Annotated in this window: 20 protein-coding genes, 1 tRNA gene and 2 pseudogenes; 9 read left to right on the forward strand and 14 right to left on the reverse strand. The window is 67.0% G+C overall.

Going from position 1 to position 24,759, the window contains the following annotated elements:
• Window positions 1-57: 57 nt before the first annotated feature.
• The 6 genes from AFER_RS10985 to AFER_RS05355 form a co-directional block, all read right to left on the reverse strand.
• Window positions 58-717, reverse strand: a complete 660-nt coding sequence (locus tag AFER_RS10985; protein WP_015798464.1) for a TetR/AcrR family transcriptional regulator — start codon at window positions 715-717, stop codon at window positions 58-60.
• Window positions 718-883: 166 nt separating this feature from the next.
• On the reverse strand, window positions 884-2,206 hold the full coding sequence (locus AFER_RS05335; RefSeq protein ID WP_049755539.1) for an alpha-hydroxy acid oxidase: 1,323 nt from the start codon (window positions 2,204-2,206) through the stop codon (window positions 884-886).
• An 86-nt stretch (window positions 2,207-2,292) separates the two neighbouring features.
• Window positions 2,293-2,571 (reverse strand): hypothetical protein, encoded by a 279-nt coding sequence (locus tag AFER_RS05340; protein ID WP_015798466.1) that lies wholly within the window; start codon window positions 2,569-2,571, stop codon window positions 2,293-2,295.
• A gap of 168 nt (window positions 2,572-2,739) precedes the next feature.
• Window positions 2,740-3,504 (reverse strand): ABC transporter permease, encoded by a 765-nt coding sequence (locus AFER_RS05345; RefSeq protein WP_015798467.1) that lies wholly within the window; start codon window positions 3,502-3,504, stop codon window positions 2,740-2,742.
• Complete coding sequence (locus AFER_RS05350; RefSeq protein ID WP_015798468.1) at window positions 3,501-4,496, reverse strand: ABC transporter ATP-binding protein; 996 nt, start codon at window positions 4,494-4,496, stop codon at window positions 3,501-3,503. The genes AFER_RS05345 and AFER_RS05350 overlap by 4 nt, the downstream gene beginning before the upstream one ends.
• Window positions 4,497-4,944: 448 nt before the next feature.
• The gene (locus AFER_RS05355; protein ID WP_015798470.1) at window positions 4,945-7,176 is read right to left on the reverse strand and encodes a hypothetical protein; all 2,232 of its coding nucleotides are present in this window, start codon (window positions 7,174-7,176) and stop codon (window positions 4,945-4,947) included.
• A gap of 748 nt (window positions 7,177-7,924) precedes the next feature.
• On the opposite strand from AFER_RS05355, the pseudogene AFER_RS05360 reads away from it, so the two are divergent.
• Window positions 7,925-8,137, forward strand: a pseudogene (locus AFER_RS05360) (ATP-binding protein); the annotation flags it as partial.
• A gap of 173 nt (window positions 8,138-8,310) precedes the next feature.
• Here the strand turns inward: AFER_RS05360 and AFER_RS12355 are convergent.
• Complete coding sequence (locus AFER_RS12355; protein ID WP_171788955.1) at window positions 8,311-8,454, reverse strand: hypothetical protein; 144 nt, start codon at window positions 8,452-8,454, stop codon at window positions 8,311-8,313.
• 78 nt (window positions 8,455-8,532) lie between these two features.
• Entirely contained in the window at window positions 8,533-8,796 is a 264-nt protein-coding gene (locus AFER_RS12360) for a hypothetical protein (protein WP_171788956.1), read from the reverse strand.
• A gap of 117 nt (window positions 8,797-8,913) precedes the next feature.
• Between AFER_RS12360 and AFER_RS11975 the strand changes: the two genes are divergently transcribed.
• The 3 genes and pseudogenes from AFER_RS11975 to AFER_RS11645 all read left to right on the forward strand — a co-directional run bounded on the left by AFER_RS11975 (window position 8,914) and on the right by AFER_RS11645 (window position 11,061).
• Window positions 8,914-9,624: a hypothetical protein gene (locus AFER_RS11975; RefSeq protein ID WP_143711951.1), complete on the forward strand. Its 711-nt coding sequence runs from the start codon at window positions 8,914-8,916 to the stop codon at window positions 9,622-9,624.
• Between the two features lie 206 nt (window positions 9,625-9,830).
• Window positions 9,831-9,983: pseudogene (locus tag AFER_RS12910) on the forward strand (transposase); the annotation flags it as partial.
• An 82-nt stretch (window positions 9,984-10,065) separates the two neighbouring features.
• Window positions 10,066-11,061 (forward strand): IS3 family transposase, encoded by a 996-nt coding sequence (locus AFER_RS11645; protein ID WP_015798472.1) that lies wholly within the window; start codon window positions 10,066-10,068, stop codon window positions 11,059-11,061.
• A gap of 463 nt (window positions 11,062-11,524) precedes the next feature.
• Here the strand turns inward: AFER_RS11645 and AFER_RS05375 are convergent, their stop codons facing one another.
• The 5 genes from AFER_RS05375 to AFER_RS11985 are packed head-to-tail and all read right to left on the reverse strand — an operon-like array spanning window position 11,525 to window position 16,103.
• The gene (locus tag AFER_RS05375; protein WP_015798473.1) at window positions 11,525-12,625 is read right to left on the reverse strand and encodes a radical SAM protein; all 1,101 of its coding nucleotides are present in this window, start codon (window positions 12,623-12,625) and stop codon (window positions 11,525-11,527) included.
• Window positions 12,622-13,695 (reverse strand): lipoate--protein ligase, encoded by a 1,074-nt coding sequence (locus tag AFER_RS05380; protein ID WP_015798474.1) that lies wholly within the window; start codon window positions 13,693-13,695, stop codon window positions 12,622-12,624. The genes AFER_RS05375 and AFER_RS05380 overlap by 4 nt, the downstream gene beginning before the upstream one ends.
• Complete coding sequence (locus AFER_RS05385) at window positions 13,692-14,651, reverse strand: radical SAM protein (protein WP_143711953.1); 960 nt, start codon at window positions 14,649-14,651, stop codon at window positions 13,692-13,694. Before AFER_RS05385 ends, AFER_RS05380 begins: the two co-directional genes overlap by 4 nt.
• 11 nt (window positions 14,652-14,662) lie before the next feature.
• A complete protein-coding gene (locus tag AFER_RS05390; RefSeq protein WP_015798476.1) occupies window positions 14,663-15,106 on the reverse strand; it encodes a glycine cleavage system protein H in 444 nt (147 codons plus the stop codon).
• On the reverse strand, window positions 15,078-16,103 hold the full coding sequence (locus AFER_RS11985) for a lipoyl protein ligase domain-containing protein (protein WP_041661713.1): 1,026 nt from the start codon (window positions 16,101-16,103) through the stop codon (window positions 15,078-15,080). Before AFER_RS11985 ends, AFER_RS05390 begins: the two co-directional genes overlap by 29 nt.
• A gap of 235 nt (window positions 16,104-16,338) precedes the next feature.
• On the opposite strand from AFER_RS11985, the gene AFER_RS05400 reads away from it, so the two are divergent.
• From AFER_RS05400 to AFER_RS05415, 4 genes are all read left to right on the forward strand, one after another.
• Entirely contained in the window at window positions 16,339-17,043 is a 705-nt protein-coding gene (locus AFER_RS05400; protein ID WP_171788957.1) for an SDR family oxidoreductase, read from the forward strand.
• A 497-nt stretch (window positions 17,044-17,540) separates the two neighbouring features.
• On the forward strand, window positions 17,541-20,843 hold the full coding sequence (locus AFER_RS05405) for an FtsX-like permease family protein (RefSeq protein WP_041661714.1): 3,303 nt from the start codon (window positions 17,541-17,543) through the stop codon (window positions 20,841-20,843).
• Complete coding sequence (locus AFER_RS05410; RefSeq protein WP_015798480.1) at window positions 20,840-21,691, forward strand: ABC transporter ATP-binding protein; 852 nt, start codon at window positions 20,840-20,842, stop codon at window positions 21,689-21,691. Before AFER_RS05405 ends, AFER_RS05410 begins: the two co-directional genes overlap by 4 nt.
• Window positions 21,688-22,380 (forward strand): ABC transporter ATP-binding protein, encoded by a 693-nt coding sequence (locus AFER_RS05415; RefSeq protein WP_015798481.1) that lies wholly within the window; start codon window positions 21,688-21,690, stop codon window positions 22,378-22,380. The genes AFER_RS05410 and AFER_RS05415 overlap by 4 nt, the downstream gene beginning before the upstream one ends.
• 4 nt (window positions 22,381-22,384) lie before the next feature.
• Here AFER_RS05415 and AFER_RS05420 read toward each other — a convergent pair whose 3' ends face one another.
• Complete coding sequence (locus AFER_RS05420; protein WP_015798482.1) at window positions 22,385-23,866, reverse strand: MFS transporter; 1,482 nt, start codon at window positions 23,864-23,866, stop codon at window positions 22,385-22,387.
• Window positions 23,867-23,992: 126 nt separating this feature from the next.
• Between AFER_RS05420 and AFER_RS05425 the strand changes: the two genes are divergently transcribed.
• Window positions 23,993-24,068: transfer RNA gene (locus AFER_RS05425), tRNA-Gln, on the forward strand.
• Window positions 24,069-24,759: the final 691 nt, after the last annotated feature.

Below are 24,759 nucleotides of genomic sequence, written 5' to 3' on the forward strand. Positions count from 1 at the left end.
CGCTCGAGCGAGGGTGCCACCGATCGGGCGTCGCGGCTGGGTCATCGAGTCCTCTCGTCACGGGTGCTCCTCTGGTTCTCGAGACTGGCCCTGGGCCAGGTGCCGGTCGCGGGCTCCCTCGATCAGGAAGTTCAACGAGATCGCGAACTGCTCGACCGTCGTGAAGCGCGCGAGGTCCGCTTCCATCGGGTCACGCGGTACGTGCTGGTTGCGGAGGCGCTCGGCGCGCAGGACAGCGAAGCCGATGGTGTAGGTGTGGAGGGCGGCGTAGACCTGATGGGCTGCCTCCGGCGTGAACCCGCCCGCCGCGAGCCGCGTTGCCATCGCGTCCATACGGGTACGAGCGAGCTGCGTCGCGACGGGCCGACGGAGGTAGAGCTCGAGAAGCGGCGGGTAGGCGAGGAGCAGCTCCAGCAGCCGCGTGGCGGCGTCGACGATCCAGTCGCGCCAGGGGAGCGAAGGGTCAGGCTCCCATCGGTTCGCGAAGAGCTTGTCGAGGAGCGCTTCGAGGAGATCGTCGCGGTCTCGGACGTGGCCGTAGATCGTCATCGGCGCCACGCCGAGCCTGCGGGCAAGGGTGCGCATGGTGAGCCCGCTCCCGCTCGGATCGGTCGCGAGCGACTCGAGGGCTGCGGCGACGACACGCTCCCGCGTGAGCGCGACTCGCCGAGACGTGGTCGGTTTCGAGCCGGCGCCGCCGACTGCTCCAGCATGCACGACGATCAGCCTAGCGCGTCTATCCGTACGCGTACGGCACTGGTTCACCGAGATTACGCGCCGCGAGTGGCGAGGCGACGAGTACGGACACGGCGCCCGTGGGGCGACACTCCTGCAGCCGACGACGGGCGGTGAGCCCTCGCTGTGGGTCGATCGTCGGCGAGACTCAGTCGGATGCCGCAGGGGTCGGGTTCGTCTCGCTGGGCGATGCCATGATGCGACGAGATCGACGAGCCCGCGGTCGTGTGGAGGCCGTCGCCGCCTCGGCTGCGAGAGCCGCCTCCCGCGAGGGTGCGACCATGTCGGACTCGAGCTCGTCGAAGGAGCGGATGCCGAGGAGTGCCATGGTGCGCGTGACGCCGTCGGCGAGGATGCGCCCTGCGACCGCGACGCCGCGCTCTCCCCCGGCCATGAGGCCATAGAGGTAGGCCCGCCCGACGAGCACGAACTGTGCTCCCAGGCCGATCGCGGCCACGACATCGGATCCGGCGCGTACGCCGCCGTCGACCCATACCTCCACCCGGCCATCGAGACGCTCTCGGACGATGGGTAGGAGCGCGAGGGGCGCGAGGGTTCGATCGAGCTGGCGCCCCCCGTGGTTGGAGACCACGATGGCGTCGACCCCGATCGCAGCGAGGCGCTCGGCGTCGTCGATACGCTGGACGCCCTTCACGACGATCTTGCCCGACCACAGCGATCGAACCCACTCGATGTCGTCGAAGGTGACGGTGGGATCGAACATGCGGTCGATGAAGGAGCCAGCGGTCCCTTCGAAGCCCGTCTCGAGCGATGCGAAGCGAACGGGCGGCTTGGTGAGAAAATCTCGCGACCACGCTGGATGCAGTGCACCCTGGAGGAACGTCCGAAGCGAGGGTGTCGGCGGCAGCGTGAGGCCGTTGCGCACGTCACGCATGCGTGCCCCGGCCACGGGGACGTCGACGGTCAGGATTAATGCCTCGAACCCCGCCTCTCGGGCTCGCTCGACGAAGGCCCGGGTCGGACCCCGATCGCGCCAGACGTAGAGCTGGAACCAGCGACGCAGGTGCGGCAGTTCGGCCGCGAGTTCTTCCGGCGTGGTCGTACCGACCGTCGAGAGGCCATAGGGGATACCAAGAGACGCTGCGACACGACCGACCGCGAGTTCGCCGTCGGTGTGCATCATGCGTGTGAAGCCCGTCGGGGCAAAGCCGAAGGGGAGCGCACTCGGACTGCCGAGGACGGTCCAGGTCGGGTCAACCGAGCTGACGTCACGCAGGACATGGGGTCGGAAGACGACGTCGGCGAACGAGCCCTCGTTGCGAAGCATGGACCGCTCCGCTTCGGCGGCGCCGTCGACGTAGTCGAAGACCGGCCGAGGGGTACGGAGCTTGGCGAGACGCCGCAGGTCGTCGATCGTTGCGGCCCGGTCCAGGGTCGGCAGGAGCGTGCGCAGGCCACCTCGTGGCTTGATGAGGTCCCAGCGCTCGCGCAGCTCGTGCACTCGTGTCACGTCCACCTCCCATCGCGTCGCGTGAGGATCGGTGGCGAGGGCGACCGGCTCCACGAGGCCGCCGATGGAGTACGCCGCACGGTGAGTCAGCGCCTCGCCTGCAGCGCCTCGACGATGAAGCGCCGTTCCTCGCTCCCTTCGACGAAGAACTCGGCGACGGGATGATAGGTGTCCGCCGTTCGCACGATGCGCTCGGCGACCTCGCAGCGTCGGAGCAGTTCTCCAATGCCGAGAGTGTCCAGGATGGCCCGCGGATCGCTGACATTGGCGCAGCCATGAGCCGCCAGAAGTTCGGCGAGCGTCGCGCTCAGGGTTTCGAGGCCCTCGTCGATGGATGGCGCGTGCGCGCTGTCGTAGTCAGCCATGGACACCTCCGCCTCGCTGGTGAGTGTAGCTCGGTCCTCTGCTGGGTGCTGGACGGCCAGGTGGACGCACACAATCCCGCGACCGGCCGAAGTCTCGGAGTACTTCGTCGTGGCTGCAGGGATCGATGATCGCGCGCCGTGCAACCTGCGCAGTGTGGCTCGCGTCGATCAGGTCGGAAGCGCTCGCCCGCGCGAACGGGTCCGTCGAGGCGACCGGGGAGCGAGGAGTCGTTCCGGGTCGAACGTGCGCGCGAGCACCGCGAGGCCGACGATCTCGACGAGGAGGAGCGCACCTGCGAGTGCAACGCCGTCGGCCACGCTCAGGCTGATAACTCCTTGCACGAGTAAGACGATCACGAGGAGGACCGGGACGGACGCAAGCGCCGAGAGCTGCTGTGCCACGCGAACATCACTCGCACGACTGGATGCGAACAGTCCAACCAGCACCGCCCAACCGCTGAGCAGCACATCGAGGCCGAGTTGACGCACGACGAGGGGAGCGGTGATGAGATGGGCACTGACCGATGCGGCGGCTGCGAAGTGAACGACGACGAGGGTGAGCGCGTACAGGCCCCACGATCCGATGAACGTCGGCGCGAGGACGGCGAGCAGCTTGGCGACGTAGAGTTCGGTCGCGCTGAGGGGGGAGCTGAGCAGCGGCTCGAGCGTCCCCTGATCCCGCTCGCCGACGATGGCAAAGCCCGCCAGCACGCCCGGGAGCACGAGCGGGGGGAGCAGGAACTCGATGCTGCTCGCCGTCGTCACCTTGTCGAGGAGGGACATGGGGGCAGCTTCCGGCAGCGAGGTCAGGGAGAGCACCGGCGCGACCAGCGAAATGAGGGGCAGAGCGACCATGCTGTAGAGCACGTAGCGGTTCCGACGAAAGTCGGTGAACTCCTTGGCGATGACCGCCCGTATCCGCCACCACGTCATCGATCGCTCTCCTTGGTTTCGCCCCCGACAAGCTCGAGGTAGACCTCTTCCAAGCGCTCTCGGGGGCTTGCGAGCTCGAGGAGGCGGTCACCGGCGTGGACCAGCGCCTCCGCGACGACTGGTGCCAGCTCGTCCGGCTCAGCTCCGTCGATGCGCAACGTGTGTTCGTCGGTGACGACGACATGGGCGGCCTCGACGACGGGTGCGAGATGCGCCTTGGCGTCCTCTGCGGCACCTCCGACGCGGACGACGAGGGACCGCTGACTCCCGAGTCCGAGTTCCCCTGGCTTGCCGACAGCGAGGAGACGCTGACGAAGGATCGCGACGCGATCGCACACCCGTTCCGCCTCATCGAGCCGATGCGTCGTGATGAGTACGGTGCGGCCCTGGGCTCGCAGACTGGCAATGAGTTCGAGAACATCGCGGGCTGCGACCGGGTCGAGACCGGACGTGGGTTCGTCGAGGAAGATCAGTTCCGGCTGGCCGAGGAGCGTACGAGCGATGGCGACGCGCTGACGGAGACCCTTCGACAGGGCGCGACAGGCATCGTCGCGTCGACTCGAGAGATCGACCGCGTCGAGGGCCTCACGAATGGCGCGGTCGACGTCGTGGACTCCGTAGAGCCGTGCGAACAGGCGCAGGTTCTCGACGACGCTGAGGTTGCCGTAGAGGCCTGGAGCCTCCGGCATCACCGCGATCCGGCGTCGGATCTCGGGCCCGTTGGAGGCCTCGAGGTCGATACCGAGCACACGCGCGCGCCCCTCGCTGGGGCGCACCAGGGTCGCACAGGTCCGTACCAGCGTGGTCTTCCCAGCGCCGTTCGGCCCCAAGAGTCCGAAGACCTCGCCGCGATCGACTCGAAGGGTCACGCTCTCGAAGGCGACGCGATCGCCGAAGCGCTTCGTGAGACCATCAAGCTCGAGTGCAGGGTGAGCGTGAGAGTCTCCAGCACTCCAGTCGGCGCTCGTCGCCGAGAGAGCGTGGTCGGGCATGACCTCGAACACTACCAGCTGTCGTGATCCTCATCATGCCCCGGACGCGGTGAGACGAGGAACATCGCGACACGTGCTGACTGAACACGTCCGCGAAGACCGTCGTGCCCTACTCGGAACCAACACCGGATGCTGCGCGCCAGCGCGTCTTCGTTCACCTGAGTGTGGGGCATACTGACGAGGACCATGCTCGAGGATCGTGAGCACGATGTCCGGCTCCGGGTGGTCCGCCTCGCCGCCGCGTCGTTCGTGTTCGCGGGCGACATCTGGCAAGTTGTCGCGACGGGACGCGGCTGACACCTCTGGTTGAGGAGCCTCGTCGTCGGCTCTCTCCTTGTGGGACTGACGGCACCCTGCAACGATCCCACCCGGTGTGTGACGATCCCGATCAGCCAGACCGCACGGGAGGGAGACCACCTGATGGGAGCACGCGCCACACAGGCGAAGGTCACGCTTGTGCTGGCACCAACCACGCCGAAGCCGTCGCTGCCGTTGACAGGAAGGCTGAGGCGGTAGCGCCGAGGCCAGCAGGTTCTGGTGGAGGGAGGATCGTGAGCTCGCGATGCAAGGCGCCCGACGGTGTGAGCGCGACGATCCTCGTGATCGAGGGGAGGGGCGGCGAGGCCAGGGTGAGAGCGAGCAAGCAGCCGTCGTGGTTGCACGCGAGGGCGGCGTTGATCGGCAGTGCCGAGGCTGGTGCCGCGAGGCGGAGCTGGTGCACCGCGAAGCCTGATCCCGTGACGGTGCCGGTGTACACGAGTGCCGACAGGCCCGTGCGCGGCTGGAGGTTACTTGCGCTGACGACGCCGACGCACCCGGTGTCGTGGCAGGACAGGGCGGTCGCTGGGTCATCGGCGAGGGCCCTGGGTTCAGGGCCGCGCACGGTCATGAGATGCCAGATGCGGCCGCCGTCGCGGCTCTCCGCGATGGCGGGGGCGATGGAACCGTAGCCGAGAGCGAAATCGTGCTCGGCGATCGCCACGCAGGACAACCCCGTCGGGCATGCGATCGAAAGCACCGAGAGGTCGTTCGGGGCGTTGGTGATGGTCGCTCGCTCGAAGGTCGTCCCGGCGTTGTCGGTGACGAGCACCGGGAAGCCGTGGTGGTGGCTTATGCCCGCGACTGCCACCACGCAGTGGCGTGCGCTTGCGCACGCGAGTCCCTGGGCCAGCGTCCCACGAGGGAGGGTATGGTCCGCCACGACATGGCCGTGCTCGAGCTCGACGAGGAACGTCGGACCATTGATCGATCCGGTGAGCAGGTCGCAGACGGTCGTCGTTGGGCACGAGAGTGCGATGGGCGAGAGCAGTACGGCCGCGTTGGGGAGCTGTAGCACCTCTCTCATGCTCGGGCGTGTCGCGAGGGAGTTGAAGCCGAGGAGCTGCGGACCACGTGCTGCCTCGAGCACCTCGAAGCAGATCGATTGCACACAGGAGGTCAGGCTCGCAGGTGATGGGTTCATCCCGAGCTGCTGACCGAGGCTGATCGAGGAACCGACGGCGAGACGGTTGCCGCGAGGTGCGACGTGGATAATGACGGCCGGTCCGGCGCTGCCCGGGGTTGCGGTCGCGATGCACTCAGTCGCACCCTGCGTGCAGAACAGGCTGAGCTCCTCAGCGGCCGGGCTCGATGGCAGCGTGAGCGCGCGAGGACGAGGTCCGAGCTGGAACACCACGGACGTGGTCTTCGTGGCACCCGAGAGCTGGGCGAGACAGAAGGAGCTCGAGCACGCCAGACCGCGCAGCGCGGAGGTCGACGATGGTGCGGAGATCGTCACGGCGGTCGCGTGTGCTGCGGTGAGCTCGGTTGCCTGGACCGCTCCGCTCGAGGTGACCGGGTTCGCGACGAACCAGCAGTTCGCTGGGTCGCAGCTCGCTTGGAGTCCGAAGGCGTTCGGGCTCGGGTGGGCGAGCACCGTCGCAAAGCCCTTCGAGAGCGAGCCCTCGTAGGCCCCGCTCTCGAAGGGGCCGTTCGTGTTGGCCGTGGGAGTCGCCCCTTGCGGGGGAGGGAGCGTCGAGACCACGTCGACGCACAAGGAGGCGTTGGCGCAGGCGATCGAGTTGCGCTCTGCCGGCGCGATGTCGGGGAGCTGGAGCGGTTCCCAGGGTGCAGCAGAGGTGAGGCGGACGTAGCCGGCGGTGGTGCCGTCACGCGTACCAGTGGTCCAGCAGGGTCCGGAAGGGATGCAACCCAGTGTGGATGGTTCGTAGCCGGCTGCGACCGCGACGCTCTGGAGACCGACGCTGTCGGCAGTATCGGTCTCGAAGAGCTGGCCCGTGCCGGAGTTCTCGAGTGGGGGCTCGGCGAGGACGTAGCAGACCCGGGGACTCTGGCAGGCGGTCGCGGGAACGAAGGCGTCGGACGGGAGCGAAATGGGGGAGAAGGTGAGGCTTGCGTTCGTGCTTGCCCAGAGGCTGCTCGCCCCCTGCGCGTTCGATGTGGCGAGAAGGCAGGTCGATCCGGCGCACGAGTACTGCCTCGAGAGCCCTGGAGTACTGACGCTCTGCCCCTCGCCGACCGCGATCGGGATGGCTCGCAGGTTCGTCGGCAGGGAAGCGGCGCCGGCCGGGGGAGCCGGGCGCGACGACGTCGAGGCGATGACGACAGCGAGCGTTCCTCCCACGAGGACGATGACGAGGGCCGGGACGACGAGTGGGCCGGTACGAGCGGAGCGCGCCATGGTGGGATTCTACATCACGTTGTCGACACGGAAAGGGCTGTCGCCCGGCAACGGTGCGAGCGTGAACCCGTAGGAACAGCTGGTGGGCGCGATGTCGAGCGACGACCTCGTTGGGGACCGGTCGAGTGCACGGCGCTCCTCAGGGAGCTGTCGTGCCGACACTCTCTGAACCACCCCCAAGTTTCGTGCACACCTCGTGACGTGTGAACGGTCTCGGACTCGGCCGCCAGATGGCCATCGTACTCCTGTTCGACCTCGACGGGCGGACGACGTCCCAGCCGGTGCGTGAGCCTGCGCGTGCTGGAGCGGTGCACCCAGGCTGAGGTCGTCTCCTCGAGGTCCGTGAGGCTCACGAGGGGCCCGCGCGCGCAGGGTGAGCCAGGCCACACGCACTCGGTTGTGGAGAGACCGATCGTGGTCTCGGCGAGCGCGTTGTCATAGCCATCCCCGACAGAGCCGATCGAGGGCACCAGGCCCGGCAGCAGGAGCGATTTGCCAACGTGAAGCGCCGAGTGGGTTTGGCCTGCATCTTGCGTGATGGATCGTGCGTTCGGTTGCGGGGGTGCCCCTCGTGTGCTCGTCGGCCCTCGGCCATGCGCAGGGCACGCTCGACGAGTCGGGTGTCGTGGCAAAGCACGAGACCCACCCCCTTTGAGATCGTGCCGGCGAAGGCGTCGATCACGAAGGCCGTGGTGGCACGCCACCCGTGAGCCGGACGCAGGTGACGTCCGCCGCGCACAGCTCGTTATGGGGCCCCCTGGTGGGGGACCCGGTGCTCGCGACGGCCATCCTGGACCGCTTGCTCCACCACGCCACGGTCCTGAACATCCGAGGCGAGAGCTACCGCCTGAAGGACCGCACCAAGCAACGGCTCCGCGGTGGGCTGCTGCCCCAGGCAGCCGAGGCCATGGCGAAGGGAGGTGATGCCGAGCACCACGCTCTGGGGAGCTATCCCCTATAGTTGTGTCGCAGGTGGGTCACTTCTGACCGGTGATCTCGGGTCAAAAGAAGGCCGGTGCCTACAATCGGCACCCGGCGAGATCAGCGAGCGGTAGCGTGAGGACGTCGGGTCTCACATTGAGGGTGGACTCGGTTGTGGGGGCCGGTCACATGGCATCGAGCTTTCTCGGGCATCTATCGAACAACGATCACCTCCAGGTCATGCGCCATCCTGCGCAGCAGCACAACGTCAACGTCATCGAGTCGCTCATCCGTCGTCTTCGTCAATGCCGCACCTTCGACCAGTACGACGACGTTCAGCGCGAGCTGTTCCAGCACCTACACTGCCGCGAACAGCACCGTTCCGACTGCCGACGCTGTGCTGCTCGACTTCAGCGGGGACGATCTCTTCCCGCATTACTCCCGCAGCTCCCTCTCGGTGTAGACCCACTCGACCCAGAGACCTGGCGCATCGAGGACCTCGTCTTCGATCGCGTATGTCGCCAGCTCCGAGCGGTCGGCGACGCACTCGCGTGGCGGGCATCGGGCTACGACCGCCGGTACGTCATCGCGCTGAGCAGCAACGCCTCCCCGGGGGTCATGGCGGGAAAGACTGGCCTGCCTGCTGAACTTGGTGCTGCGACCGAGCTTCGCAAGAGAGGGAGCTTCGCTCTCCTCCACGATCTCACGAACTGCCTGCGCATCGGGGACATCACGGAGTTCAAGTCGGATGGTTCGAAGCTCCTCTACGAAATCAAGTCAAGTCCCACGGCGAAGAAAGGACCACAACGCAGACGCATGGAGGCCGCTGTCGAAGCCGTTATGACCGGCGGCGAGCTTCCCGGACGACCGGGACAACGGATCGTGAGCCCGACCCAGCGCTGCGGAACGCACATCCGTGCGTTCGTAACCGGCATCGACGAGGCCGTCCGCCGAGGTATCGCCGGGGCCGCCATTTCGGATGCCCGTGCATTGACTGCCTTCTCGTTTCCCACGCTCGCGCAGACTCGATCGAACGATTCGGCACGGCAGCTTCTCGACGATTTCCATGCTGAGCGCCAGAGCGCGATCGAACGTGCGGGAATCGCCAATGTTTTGCATCACGTAACGGTCGCAAGCGCAACGCGCAATCACGACTTCGTTCCCTCTGTGATGCCCTTCGCGCTCTTTCCCCTGCCACCCATCCAGGCCGCTCTCCTCATCTGCGACTACATCGGCTTCAGCATTACCGTCGCGCCGGAGCGAATCGCCGATCACTTTGAGCGCCTGGGGTTCACTGCCGACATTCCGCTTGTCACGGCCAACGACAGCCTTGTCGCCACTGACACGATCATCAACGTGCGACGGGGCTCCCGGGGTATCCGGCTGCACCCAGGTGCCCTCTACGAACTCCTCATCGAGTGCCTCGACCTCGGATCGTGGGCTACGGCCATTGCTGAAGTTGTCGATGACTCGGACGCTCCGCCCCATCCCGTGCTTGCTTTCTTGACGACTCGTGTTTGGCGCTGAGGCCCACGCCAGAGGGGTCGACCAAAGCCTTTCCCCGACTTGACCCTCGGTGACTGTAAGCAGCGGGCTGGCCTTCCCCCCTCCAGGTTGACACCTGCTATAGGAGGAAGGGATGAGCCAGACACCGAATCCACCACCGGGCGAGGCCCCCGTTCGTCGATGACGAGGCCGTTACCCGAGCCAGTTCCTCAAAGGACGCCGCAGCGTTGGTGCTCGACCAGTACCGCACCATCGCTGACGTCGCTCGCGAACTTGGCATCAACGAGCAGACCCTTGGGAACTGGGTGCGTCAGGAACGCATCGACCGAGGTGAGCGAGAAGGCCTGACGAGCGCCGAGCGCGAGGAGATGACCCGCCTGCGCCGCCAGGTCAAGCAGCTCACCATAGAACGAGACCTGGCGAAACGTTGCCTGGCCTTTGCGGATCCTGCGAGGGCAACCAGTGACCCGCTACCGCTGGGTTGCCAACCAGGAGGCCGAGGGCGTCCCAGTAGCGGCGGCGTGCCGAGTAGCGATGGTCTCCCGCCAGGCGTACTACGCCTGGCGACGCTGGCGCGAGCGCGGCCCTGACCACGAGCACCTGGTGCTCACGAGCGAGCTTCGCGCCATCTGGGAGGCGAGCGACGGCACCTACGGCAGCCCCCGCATCACCCACGAGCTGCGACGACGTGGTTACTGCGTCAACCACAAGCGGGTGGAACGCCTGATGCGCGAGCTCGAGATAGCCGCCTGCCCACGCCGGCGCTTCGTAGCCACGACGAGGCGGGGAGAGGACGCAGCGCTCCTGGACCTCGTCCGTCAGGACTTCGCTCTTGGTGAGCCGAAGCGCAGGTATGTGAGCGACATCACCGACGTCCGAAGCGACGAGGGGTTCTGCTACCTCGCCACGGTGGCAGATCTTGGCTCGAGGCGCATCGTGGGCTGGTCGCTCCAGCGTCACATGCCCGATGACCTGGTGGTCGAGGCGATCTGCGGAGCTCTTCGGACCCGGGGCAGCCTGGCAGGGGCGCTCTTCCACAGCGATCGCGGTAGCCAGTACCTCTCCCGGAAGGTTCGCCAGCTCTGCGCAATGCTCGGGCTTCGCCAGTCGGTGGGCAGGGTCGCGACCTGCTACGACAACGCCGTGGCCGAGGCCTTCTTCGGGAGCCTGAAGCGCGAGCTGGTGGCTCGCTACCGCTTCGCGAACCTCGCCCCGAGGCTCGCTCTGCCATCGCTACCTGGATCCACCGCTACAACACGGTCCGCCTGCACTCGAGCCTCGGGTACGTGCCGCCCGTCGAGTACGAGCTCTCCTGGGCCTGCCGGGAGGTGGCCGTGGCCTACATTCAGACTGTCAAGCAAATGGGGGGAAGCCCATGACCTCTCCTGGCTGACGGCTGGAGGGAAATCGCGGACGCCGAATTCGTGGCTGCGTTCACGAACCCTTCCGTCCCCATGAAGCTTTGCACCCAGACCATTGTCGAAGAGCGCAACCTCTGGGTCGAGACCAGCGACATGCTCGCTCTGGGCCGGCTGCTCGCAGAGAGCGGCCAGGTTGCCATCTCATTGTCGGGGCATGCTCGACGGGCGCCTCCTGGGCGGATCTCCACGGTGGCAAGCGCTCCGTCCCACACGATGGCAAGCTGGCCTTGGTGAGCGTCGGCATCTCGGGACAGCTCAGTCAGCCTGAGCACCTCGCCAGCTTGCGCTTACTCCTGGCCGGGTCGAGGTCCCACGGTTCGCAGACACCTCGGTGGTGCCGACGATCTCTTACGATCCCACCAGCGCGGCGTCGCCAGCGATCGGGGAGGTGCCGGCCAGCTCCACGAACAGACGCTCGGATCGGCGGCCAATGGTCGGGAAGGGGCGCGGCCACGACAAGCACCCTCGTTGGGTGGGGCTGGCCACGTCCTCGGTCCACCTCACTCCACGAAGAGTGCCTCGGCGTTGAGCTCGCGGAGGATGCCTTCGAGGTCGTCGGCAGTGGGACGGAAAGGGAAGTCGCGGAACGGCTCGCTGGCTCGGTAGGACCCGTAGGGCCGGGTGCACCCAGGGGAGCCGTCCTCGCCTGGGCAGCCGTTGGTCATGAAAGCCAGCCCCTCGTTGGCGACGCGCAAGAGGGTGTCGCGCTGAACCGCTCGCACCGCGACGAGGCTCCCTGCGTCGTCGAACGAGAAGTCCTCGACCCCGAAACCGTCGTGCTCGATGAGGTGTTTGGCGAGCTGGATCCGACGCCAACGGGTAATCGAGGTCTTCGGCACGGCCCCCATCCGGGAGTCGGGCTCGGGATTGAAGCAGAAGAGATACGGAAGGATCTGTCGGTCGAGGAGCCGGACGAAGAGCTCGATCAGATCACGGTCTCGTTCCCCGAGGCCTACCACCGTGTGACAGTTCACTTTCCATGGACCGAAGAGCTCTCGGGCATCGTCGACGACCTGCCAATACTTGGCCCAGGACAGTCCAGCGCCTCCAGCGGGGACATCGGTTCGCAGCGAGCGGAAGAGTTGTTCGGTCACGGCGTCGAGGCCGATGCCGATCATGTCCACCCCCAGCCTGCGAAAGCGCTCGAGCTTGCGACGGTTCAGTGTCGGTGGGGCAACGAGGATGGAGAGGGGGGTGCGGACGCGCGCTCGGATGCGCTCGGTGATCTCGCACGTGTCCTCGAAGGCGTAGGGAGAGGTCACCATGGAGATGCACAGACGGGTCAGGCGTCGCTCGAGCATCGCCATGCGCTCCACAAGGTCGTCTGTGCGCACGAGGGGCCACTCCACTCTGATGAACGACTTGTCCTCGTAGTCGCCGGGGCGGGTCCGCGCGAGGCCGCAGTAGCCGCAGTCGCTCCGGCAGCCGTCCCCGTAATTGAGCAAGAGGTTGATCCCGCCGAAGGCGAAGTCTCTGCTGAAGCGACCGGAGCGGAACCCGAGTGCGATCGCCGAGGCGGCCGAGATCCGCACCCACTCCGGGCTCTCGTGCTCACCCAGCGTCCGTCGTCGGCGCAGGGCGAGGGGCGTCGAGGTGGTCATGAATGTCTCCTTTCTGGGAGTAGGCAGGATCCGAGTCGGTGGGGGGCGGCGAGCGGGCTGAGGCTCGCGTGGAAGGCTTCCGTGATGCGTCGAGGCGGAGCGAGGTGGCCAAGCACGTCGCACGCTCGATCCGCGAGGTAGCTCGGGTCGGCGGGCTCGAAACGCAGCGCCCGGGTGAGCGTGATCAGCCGGGCATCAACTTCGAGAAAGTCCCCGGAGACCTGCACGGAGCTCACCACTCCACCCCGAACGTCGAGGTGCAGTTCGACGGTCCCGATGGCCGTTCGCAGGGTCACCCGAGTCGCGCTCGGCTCGTGAGCCGAGCTACCGTGGATCCAGTCCCGATCGGCGTAGGTCGAGATCTCGAGGTCACGTGCCAGCATGAGCTCCTCGGCGCGCGGCGCGCTCTGGACCCATCGTGACCGACCAAGGCCCATCGCGACCGCGTCGGCCACCACGGTGACGAGGTCCGCGCCGCACCAGGCCTCCCCACGGAGCTCGCTGACGGTGACGACGGAGCGTGCGAGTAGCTTGGCGCGCTTGTCGGCAAGCTTGGCGGCGGGTGGGCGTAGGACCTCGAGGAGGAGGCGATGGTCGAGGTCGGCGAGGATCGAAGCGTGGCAGAGGGTGCCCCCACGCGCAGGTCGATACATCCCCAGACCGGCGATCTTGCGCCCATCCACGAGCAGGTCGTTCTTGCCCTCGAGGGTCGCCCGCAGGCCGATGGTTTCGAGTGCGCCGATGAGGAGCCGGGCGAACGCCGTCAGAACTTCCCGAGGGGTCGCACGCCGCTCGGGCAGGGCCAATGCCACGCCAAGCTGGGCATCTCCCATGAGGATGGTGCCACCGCCAGTAGGTCTGCGCCCAAGGTCGAGCCCCAGGCGCTCGACGGTGACGAGGTCGACCTCGGCCGCAGCGCGCTGGTGGCGACCGACGAGGACCGTATGGTTACGGTACGTGTAGCAGCGCAGGACCGGCTCGTCGACGGCGCACTGGACGAGCGCATCGTCGAGGGCGAGACCCTCGGCGGCACCGACGCCGTGGTCGAGGATGACGCGAAGCGAGCTCACGACACGCGCACCGTGGTGAGGTCGTCGTCGACGCCTGCCCAGCTCATCGAGCAACACCACTCGTGGAGCACCGGGGTGAGCCCCTGCTCGCGGGCGTAGGCGATGGTGCCCTCGGCAGGGTACGCGATGCCTGCGAAGCCGAGGTCGACGGCCGCTCGGTCGAGGGCGACCTTCGTGGTGCCCATGGGTCGGGCGCACCCCAGGTTCGTGCGCAGCGAGGGCACCAGCGTTCGTGCAGCCCGGAAGACCTCGACCGTCGCCTCGAGGGATGGCGGCGGGAGGTGTCCCATCGGCGTTCCCACGAGCGGTGTGAGCACCACAAGGATGAGGGTGTCTACCCGGTGCCTCGCGATGAGCTCAAGGGCGCGATACTCCCCGAGGATGCGACCGTAGTGCAGGCCGATGACCACATGCGGGATCACTCGGAGGCCGGTGTCGTCCAAGAGACCGAGGGCTCGATCGAAGTCGTCGACGCTCAGATCGAGGTGATAGACCTCACGTATGGTGGCGTCGGCGCCGATGATGTCGAGCATGACGGCATCCACCCCCGCGTCGGCGAGTTGGGCAGCGAGGGGAGGCGTGACGACTCCGGTGTGCACCACGACCCGCATGTCGAGCTCGTCTCGGATGCGTGGCACCCAGGGGAGGTGACGCGCGAGCGGCACGAAGCCCCGCTTGGTGGAGCCACCCGATACGAGGATGCCCTGAGATCCCGCGGCCTTGAGCCTACGTGCCACATCGAAGAGGTTCGAGCCCAGACCGACCGACACCATCCCGTCGAGGACCTTGGACCCGCAGTGATCACAATTGAGCGCGCACGCCGAGCCGGTCACGGACACCGGCAGGAACCGTCTCGGGTTCGTCGGGCGCCACTCCTTCGTGCTCCAATGCTTGAGGCCAGGAGCGTAGAACTCGATGGTGCGCGGTTCCGACGCTGCGTCGTCTACTGTGCCCACGGCAGGATCCACTACCACGCCAGCACCCCGGCCGCACGAAACGCCTCGACGCGCTTGGTGAAGTCCTCAAGCGCCTCGTCGGGGGTGACGAGGTGATCGAGCGCGCCCGGCTCGGTTGCCATCTCGACGAGCCACGCCTCGTAGCATCCCGCGTAGAGCTGCGTGACGTCGCGAACGAGGTGGTCATTCGTCCTCAAGATCGTTCCGGCGAGAGGTGCCGCGAGTGCCCCGACGTACTTCTCGGCCTCGAGTGAGCCGATGGGGTCACCCTCCACCACCCGGCACGGGGGCTCGACCAGTGTCAGCTGCGCCAGGGTGCCGTTCACCTCGAGTCCCAGCGCGTCGAGACCGACGCGCACGATATCGTCGCCGACCGGCAACGCCCAGAGGTTCGTATCGTGGTGGTAGAAGCGGTCGCTACGAACCTCAAAGCCGCGGTAAACGTGTGACGTCATCAACTCCTCCTCTTCGGTATGTCCGATCGTCCTCGTCTCCGAGGCTGGCGCCGACGGAGGCGAGGAGCATGGCGAGAGAACGGTCGCGCTCGATCCTTCGCCGCAGGAGCGCTGGATCGGTCACGGCCGAGCCCTCCTCGTGGCGCAGGCGCGTGAGGCGTCCTTCCTCCACCAGGAGCACGCAACGCCGACCCTCGTGTTCCAGGTCGTGGAGCCACACCCCCGCTCGAATCTTGACGCTACGTCGTGCCGAGTTGGGGGCTCCACGGACCCAGCCATCATTGTCCTCGTCGACGAGCGATCGATAGCGAGCGATGAGGTCTTGGTCGAGTTCGAGGATCCCGGGCCGGGGGTCACCGAGGATCTCGGCCAGTTCTTGCACCAGACTGGCAACGAAATCTTCGGGGTCGACCACGAGCGCCCGAGATGGACCGACGTGACGGCGCATCGCCGCGACGGCCTCCTCACGTGCAATCCTCGACAGGGAGAGGATGCCGGCGGCTGCCTCTGGATCGAAGGCTTCGAGCAGGTTTCCGACGACGACCAGACTCGCGGCGATCTCACCGGACCCATGACCACAGACCTTGCGACCCTGACAGCTGATCTCTCCGTGGCCATCGAGCACGGTCTCCAGCCCGAGACGCCTCCAACTTCGGGCGACTCGCTCGAGGATCCACGCAGCGAACTTCGGGCCTCGAACGGCCGCTACGACGTGGTCTCGGGGCAGGATGACCTGGAAAAAGCGTTGGCGCTGGTCGAGCCAGACCGGGCCCCCACCAACCCGGCGGCGTACGACGGGGACCCTGCGCGCCTGGATCTCGCCCCAGTCGAGCTCCTCTCTATGCCGGTGGTAGCCGAGGGAGACGTACGCGGAGCGCGGTCGTGCGACGAGCAGCGTCGGCCGTTCACAGCGATGGGCGAAGGCGTGCCAGATGGCATGGGAGTCCACTGGTTCGAGGTCGCCGAGATCGAGGACGTCGAGGCAGCTTCGACGCACGAACGCTCGGGTCCGACTCCCGTCAGCGACGGGTCTACGAACCCCGTCCGACACGTTCCCCCCTTCGGACGCGACGTCACCACCCCTCGGTGACGACCATGTGAGTCATCAAGTGCGCATATGCGCATGCGACTCCCGTAGCGTACTTGAGGCGCCACAGCGGGTGCAAGGATTTTCACGAATCAAGGGGGGTGTACCGGTGCCAAATCGAGCCGTTGAGGATCGTTGGGCGGTCGTGACGGGTGCCTCGTCCGTCATCGGATTAGAGGTCGCACGGTCATTGAGCGAGATCGGGTACTCGCTCATCCTCCAGGGTGCGCGCCACGCCAACGCGCTCGAGCTCCTTGCAGACGAGCTGGGGTCGCGCGGGCGTAGGCCCGTCGTGGTACGCGCGAACCTCGCCAGCGAGCGGGGCGTCGACCACCTCATGGCCACCATCCGAGAGCGCACCTCGCACCTCGACGCGCTGTGCTGGCTCGCTGCGGCTGGGGTCATGCGACCGGTGAGCGCACTCAGTCTGCACCACCTGGAGTGGACGTTCCGCGTGACGGCGGGGTCGTTCGCGGTCGTAACTGCGGGCTTGCGGCCGCGAGTGAGCATCGCCGTCTCGTCGCTCGGCTCCCAGCGCATCGCCCCCGAGTACGCCGCCATCGGCGCCGCGAAGTCGGCCCTGGAAACGCTAGTCAGGTATCTCGCCGTAGAACTCGCGCCAGCCTCCAGTGTCTTCGGGCTGAGGGTTGGCCTCATCGACACGCCGGCCGCACGACGTCTCAGCCGCTACGAGGAGCTCGAGGCGCTCCTGCGAAGGCGCGCGCCCATGGGGAGGCTCGTGACACCAGAGGACGTTGCGGCTGCGGTCGTGACCATGGTCACGGAGATGTCGAGCATGGCAAGCGGGTCGTTCCTCACCGTTGACGGCGGAGTCGGGCTTGTGCTGTAAGCTCGTCCGCGTCGTGGCCTGACGACCACCCGGATATGACTGCGCCCTGCCACTGAGAGTGCTCCGAGCGACAGGCCCGCGACCTAGGTCGAGAACGCCGAACCGATGGGGTTCGGATGCGCCGGGGCGGTATCGCGCTGGCGTCAGCTCGTTCATTGGTGAACCGCGCTCTGCGTCCCGGCGCGAGCCAACGGAGCCCGCTTGACTCGTGTGTCGGATCCACCCACCGTGACCGCGCGTAGGGGCGAACACAAAGTCATCCTGTTCGCGGCGACGGCGCCCGGCCAACCAGTGGGGGCCACGCTGTGGCCCATGGCAGTCCGCCCAGGCGTCGCCACGCTCGGTCGCCGTCGCGCACTGTTATAGTCCGAACCTCGCGGGCAGCCACGATGAAGGTGCACACTCGAGCGCTGGCGCCGAGAAGCGGTATTCTGTCAAGTTCTGGCGAGGACTGAGATGCCCGACACTCCGTCGAGGGTACTGCTACGATTCCCCGCGTGCGGAGGCTGCGAACGTCGGTTGGGATCGTGCTTCGAGGGTTGCGATGGCGCCTCGCAACGACCGTGATGCTGGTGGTCACGGGAACCTTGGCGGTCGCGACGGTGATACTCGCACCGCTCTACATACCTTCGGCCAAGGATGCGCTCGTCGTCAGCGTCGTGCGTGCGACCTCGCTCCAGCAAGATGGTCTGCAGCTCAATGGCTTCGGCCTCAGCGACGATTCGCGGGCTGCGCTCGAACGCCTGTTCGCCCGGGCCCCACGGCTCGACCATCGACCGCTGTTCGGTTCGCCGCTTGCGACGGCGTTCATGACCGTATCGCTGCCCTCACTCAAGATCCCGTCACGAACGCCAGGGGGTGTGGCGCAGTCCGTGGTGCAGACCACGGCGCTACTCGAGAGGACCGCAATCTGCTCGCACCTGAGGTTCGTCGCGGGTACCTGTCCGCGACGCGGATCTCAGGGCGTCGCGGTCTCGACGAGGGACGCGGCTGCACTGCATCTGCACGTCGGATCCAACGTCACCTTCGCTGCTGGTGCCATCGCGCCCGGAACCCCCGGAGCCCTGCCATCGGTGAAGGCTCCGGTCGTGGGCATCTATGACCCGCCGACCACCCTCAGCGCCTACTGGTGGGGCACGCAGTATTTCGATTTCAGCTCCACGCCGACCGGCAACGTCTATGACCCCTTTGTCGTCGCCCCTGGTTACTTCGACGGGATTGCGATTCCCGGTCCACCGGTCGTCCTCCGCGGTCACGGCACGGCAACGAGTCCGGCATTCGTCGTCGGCTCGCAGTATCGCTACCTGGTCGCACTCTCGTCGAGCGGGTCGCCCGGAGGGGTCTTCTTCGCAGCGAACTCGTTGCTGGGCCGCACCTTGCAGGCCCCGCTCGCAGCACCGCAGCGCATCACGAACACGACCGCTCCGGGTCTCTTGCGGTCGATATCGGGCTACCTCGACTCGGTGAACAAGCATGCAGCGCTGAACGTCGTGGGTTCCCAAGGCTTCGGGCCATTGCCCGTCGCCGCGTCGTCGCTGCCGGGAACCCTCACCAAGGCGCTCGCTCACCAGCACAGCTTCTCGACGATCTCCATCGTCGTCGTGGTCGAGATGCTGGCGATCGGCGAACTGGTGCTCAGCGCTGTGATCGCACGGTCGATCTTGGCGCGCGATCCCGAGCTGCGTCTCGCACAGTTGCGGGGCCTCGGAACGAGGCGTATCGTTCAGAGGGCGATCGCAGAGCCACTCGTCGCCATCGTCCTCACGATTCCGCTCGGCACGGCGGTTGGGGTCGGCGTCATGCATCTCGTCGCGAGTCGCGTCTTGCCCAGCGGCGTCACCGTCACTCTTACGACGACAGCCGTGTTGACGGCGGTCGGCACGGCCGTCGTCGGCCTGCTCACCACGGCGGTCATCATCATGATTGCGGTTCGACGCGGCGTCGTCGAGGCTCCGCGTGCCACACAGCGGCGCCGCGTCGTGTTCCGAGTGGCGCTCGACGTGGCACTGCTCGCGATCGCCGCGACGGGAACCTTCGAACTCGTCACGGCGATCTCCGCCTCCAGCGGCATTGCACCTCTCGCGGCCGGCGCCCCCGCGCTCTTGGCGCTCGGACTCTCTGTCATCGCTGCATGGCTCCTCACCATCACAGCTCGGCTGGTCGCTCGTCTCACGCGCTCCCTGAAACGCCCCTCGGTCTACGTCGCCACGCGTCAGTTACGCCAGCGCGCCAGTGCGCTGCACCGTGCCCTGGTCGTTGGGCTTGCCATCGGACTCGTCACGTTCGGCATCGGCCTCGACGACGTGGGAAACTCGCTGGCGCGAACCGGTGCTGCGGTCACGAACGGCGCTACCGAGGTGGCCGAGGTGACCCTGCCACCATCCTTGACGATCGCCGAAGCCGTCGATCGCGCCGATCCTTCGGGCCACGAGGCGATGGCGGCGCAGCGAGTGTCAACTCCTGCCGGTACGACACTGGCGATCCAAGCGCGGCGTGCGCCGGGGATCTTGACGTGGTCCCCGACGCTGGGCCTGCACCCGGCGCTCGCGCAGGTGGTCCAGGGACTTGACCCACGGTCCGCTGGCGGCTTTCCTGTCCGCGGTCGTCGCGTCGCTGTGACGGTGGAGATCTCCCTCACGAAGGCCCAGGCAGCACAGCTGGAGCGATCCTCAGCAGGCACCGTCACGCCCGCAACGCTCGGCGTATCCACTGTCACCATGGAGATCACCACACCGACCCCCGCGGGTCTCATCGAGTCCGTCGGTGTGCTGTCGGGGGCCGGGAAGGCGGTGACGGTGAGCGCGAATGTCCCGACCGCGTGCCGCAGCGGAGGTTGTGACCTCGTGGGTATCAGCTTCTCCTTGGCCCAGACGTTCACCAACTTCGAGATCTCCATCCTTGGAGTGAGCGGGATTGCGCCGTCGCCTGGCGGTCCGGTACTCGCAGCGAGTTCCTGGCGCGCGAGTGGGGCACTCCATCGCGCATCACGACCTGCGAGCTGGACCGTTGCCCCGTCCCAAGGTGCCCTCGACCTGGTACCACGCTCGCTACCGCCGACCATCCCGGCCATCACGACCGACCTACCACCGGGACAAGCCACGGCTCAGATCGTGGGCCTCGACAGCTCGACCATCACCGCGACGCCCATCGCCCAGGAGCATGCCCTGCCGGTCCTCGGCGCGAGCGGCGCCATCGTCGACCTGCGGCTCGCCGAGCAGTACCTCCAGGCAACCGACCATGCGCAATCGCTCGTCTTCCTCGGCCCGCGGGACCCATCCGCGGTCCTCCGCTCACTCGCGGCCGAAGGGGCCCACGTCGGGCCAATCACGACGGTCGCCCAGATCGTCACCGCCGCACGCACCAGTCCGACGGCGCTCGCCCAAGACCTCGTCCTCCCGGCGGGCATCGCGGCGGCGGTCCTGGTCGCAGCCGGCCTGCTCTTCGAGACCGTGACCGACGGGCGCGCCCGAATCGCCGAGCTCGCGGCGCTTCGGGTACTCGGCATGCGCCGGAGCCAGCTCGTCACCGCGCTCGTGCTCGAGGGCATCGCTGTCGTTGTGCTCGGTGCCGTGGTCGGCGTCGTCGCAGGTGTCGTCGGCGCGCACTTCGTCTTGCCACATGTGCTACCGCCGCCAACCACGCTCGCCGCATCCTTCGTCATTCCCTACTCTCTTCCAACGGCCCCCCTTGCACGAGCTGCGCTGCTCGTCGTGATCCTGGGGGGAGCAGCCGTGCTCGCAAGCGCCGTGCGCGTGGTCGCCCGGGCCTCGTTCGAACAGCTGCGAGCTGGTGAGCGATGACTGATCAGCTTGGCGGACTCCCCCTCCGGCTCGAGGGCGTGGTGCACCTCTACCCCATCCCCGGAGGAGACGTCGTTGCACTGCGCGGCGTCGACCTACGCATCCAAGCGGGCGAGATCGTCGGACTGCTCGGACCATCTGGCATGGGCAAGTCGACGCTGCTTCGCCTCCTTGCGGCCCTCTACCCTCCTTCTGCCGGTCGCATCTGGATTGGTGATACCGACATCGCCCAACTCGGACCCCGAGGGCGTCGCAAGCTGCGCGGCCGGACCGTGTCCCTCGTCCTGCAGGGTCCGGCGGTCAACCTCTTGCCCTATGCGACCGTTGAGCAGAACCTCGCTTTCGCGGCACGCGATCGCGCCTCTCGACACCGCGTCGGTGGCCTGTTGGAACTCTTCGGGCTTGGACCCCTCCGTCATCGCGTCGTGGCCACGCTCTCAGGAGGCCAGCAGCAACGTGCCGCCATCGCGACGGCGCTCGTGCCCGGGCCGCGTGTGCTGCTTGCCGACGAGCCAACCAGCCAGCTCGATCACGAGGCGCGCGACGACGTCGTGCGAGCCCTGTTCGATGTGCAACGCAACCTCGGGGCGACGGTGGTGATGGTGACGCACGACCCGGTCGTCGCGAGAGAGCTGCCGAGGCTGCTCACGATACGCGATGGCCGTGTCGGCGCAGAGGGTCGCTCAGGCGAGGAGTTCGCTGTCCTCGGCGAGGACGGTACGATCCAGCTTCCCCCTCACGTTCGCGCGATGATTCCGCCTCACTCGCTCCTGCGCGTCCGCGTGATCGACGAGGGATTCTTGCTCGAGCCGGCTGACCATGTGTCCGACCAAGGAGATGGCCTGTGAGCGAGCCCTTCGAGCTCGTCCTCGAGCCGATCGTGGTGCGACGGGGGCGAGGATCCATCCTCGAGCTTCCCGAACTTGCGCTCGCATCCGGTGAGCTCACGGCGATCATCGGACCGTCGGGGTCTGGGAAGACCACGCTCCTCCACGTCCTCGCACGCATTCTCGAACCCGACGAGGGGCGCGTCCTCTGGCGCGATGCACACGGCGATCACCGACTGCGCCGCCGCCAGAGCGTCCTCGTACCGCAAGCATTCGGACTGGTTGCTGCGCTCACCGTCGCAGAGAACATCGCGCTGGCGCTCAAGCTCCGCGGTGAACGCGCCTCGGATCGTTCCCCGCTGGTACGAGACGCGCTCGCCTCGGTCGGGCTCGACGGGCTGGCGAACCGACTGGTCGGTGAGTTGTCGGGCGGCCAGCAGCAGCGTGTTGCGGTCGCCCGAGCATTGGCCGTCGACAGCCCTATCCTGATCGCCGACGAGCCGACCAGCGAGCTCGACCCCGACAACCGTGCGCTCGTGCTCGATCTCCTTCTCGAGCGAGCGCGCAGCGGTCCACTCGTCGTCCTGGCTTCCCATGATCCGCTCGTCGCCGAGCGTGCCCACCGAACACTGGAACTCGCCGAGGGTCGACTCGTCGACGATCGCTGGACCCCCGAGAGCCAACGCAACGGAAGCCCTGAGCAGCCGTGATGTGTCAGGCCGCTGGCGTCGCCGGCTCGACTTCGGGATCGGCTGCTCGGCGGCCCCGCCCACGCGACAGTGACAACAACGCGGCAATGGCGATGAACACCATCGAGGTGTAGAAGGCGGCGTGCAGACCGTGCGTGAAGACGTCTGCCAAGTGTCCGCTGAGCTTGGTGGTGCCGACGAAGATCGCGAATGCGAGCCCTCGCGGGATGGAACGTGCCGCAGAAAGGATGGCGACGGAGAAGGAGAAGACCATCCCGATGTTCGAGAACGTCCGGAGCATGCCCGAGGCGATGCCGAACACTTCGGGGGGAGCAGCTTTCATGACGGCCGAGTTGTTCGCGGGGAAGAAGCTCGAGCCGCCGATGCCGTTGATGATGCTCGCGACGACGACGAGCGCCAGCGTGACATCGTTGCTGAGCTGTGCGTAGACGAACAGCGCGATCACCTGCACGGCGAGGCCGACGGTCGCAGGGATGACTGGGCCGACACGGTCCGCGAGTCGCCCCGCAAACGGACCGACGACACCGCCCAGGAGATAGCCCGGTACGAGCAGCAAGGAAGCGTCGAGAGCGCTCAGGCCCCGCGGTCCTTGCAGGTACATGATCACGAGGAAGAGAACTGCGTAGTTCCCGAGGGCCTGAAACGTCGCTGCCAGGAGCGACGGTGTCATCGTCGGGATGCGAAAGATGCGCAGGTTCACCATCGGCTCGGGATGGCGTAGCTCGATCAGGACGAAGACGCCGAGGATGACGAGTCCGCCGACGAAGAACGCGACGATGTGGGAGTCGAGCGGCCGCGTCGCGAGTTGCGTCACTGCCCAGAGCAGCCCGAAGATCCCGGCGCCGAGCGTGAGCATGCCCCCGATGTCGAAACGGTGGTGCCGTGAGGTCGCTTCGTTGTGGAGCACACGCGTCGCGAGGGCCACGGCGACGATGCCGATCGGGACGTTGATCCAGAAGATCCACCGCCACGAGACATAGGTGACGATGACCCCGCCCAACACGATCCCGAGGACCGCACCCAGGCTCCACCCCACTGCGTTGAAGCCATAGGCCCGACCCCGGCGATGAGGCGGGAAGATGTCAGCGATGACGGCACCGGAGTTGGCCGACACGAGTGCGCCCCCGACACCCTGGAGCACTCGGAATCCGATGATCGCTGCTTCGTTCCAAGACAGCGCGCACAAGGCGGAACCGACGACGAAGACCACGAACCCTGCTTCGTACATGCGCACACGTCCGAAGAGGTCGCCGAGCTTACCGACCTGGGTGGCGAGCAGCGTGATCGTCAAGAGGTACCCGATCACGACCCAAATCACCGAACTCAGGGCCACGTGCAGCGCACGCTGGATCTCCGGCAAGGCGAGCACCACGATGGTGGTGTCCACCGCAGCGATGAGCACGCCGGCCATGATGACCGCCAAGGCGAGCTGCGGGTGATCGGTCACGGACGAGTGGTAGGACGCATCATCAGTGCGAGTAGCCATGGCTCTCCCCGGTCGAAGGCTCGTCGAAGCTTGCTAGTTCCAACCTTATCGACGAGTCGGGTGTTCCCGTCTCAGAATCTGCGATGCGTCGAGGACGGGGGCGAGCGGTAGGCTTCGTAGCTGCTGTGGCGGGTAGTTCAATTGGCAGAACGCCTGACTTTGGATCAGGAGGCTCCAGGTTCGAGCCCTGGCCCGCCAGCCATCGCCGTTCCTCTCGACGCGCTCTGCGTGGAGCTGTCCGGCCTTCGAACGGCCTTTGGGTCGCCGACGTTCCCCACGTGAGACTGAGCGCCTCGGGCCGACCGCTGTGGTAGCAAGGCGCACCCGACGAATCATGAGCATGGCTCGATCACCCGCTGCCGCGACGGCGACCGAACCCGACTCCGCCGGCACGAACGCATCGGGAACGTGAGCAGCCGAATCCATGTGACCACGCGCCGCCAGAACCCCGACGTTGCCATCGTTGCCGCTTGACCCAGCGCTTGCAGGAGTCGACCGTTCTTCCTCGCATTCGCCAGGTCGTGCAGAGCGTCCCTTCGGCTGGAAGATCATCGGGAATCGCCAACGGCCTGCGCACCGCTGATCCCGCCACGAACACCCGAGCCGTGCGTCAACCGAGCCGAGGGGCCACGGCATGGTCCATGTGTGAAGCCGGGGCGCTCCGTGTCGCCAGTCGTGACGAACGTGTGCCGATCGCTGCTCTCGGCCACTCGCGAGCCGCGGAACGCGACGCGGCGAAGCGCACGCGCTGGGTTGGAGCAACGTCGACCGCAACGCTCGCACAGTGGCCGTCACAAGGGCCGCCTCACGAAGATGCGCGTCGAGCCTCGCGACGCCGTCACCGAGGTCCAAGCGAGGACAGCTCGCAGCATGCCTCGCGTGCTCGCATCCAA

The sequence above is a fragment of the Acidimicrobium ferrooxidans DSM 10331 genome, from assembly GCF_000023265.1.
GTDB lineage: Bacteria > Actinomycetota > Acidimicrobiia > Acidimicrobiales > Acidimicrobiaceae > Acidimicrobium > Acidimicrobium ferrooxidans.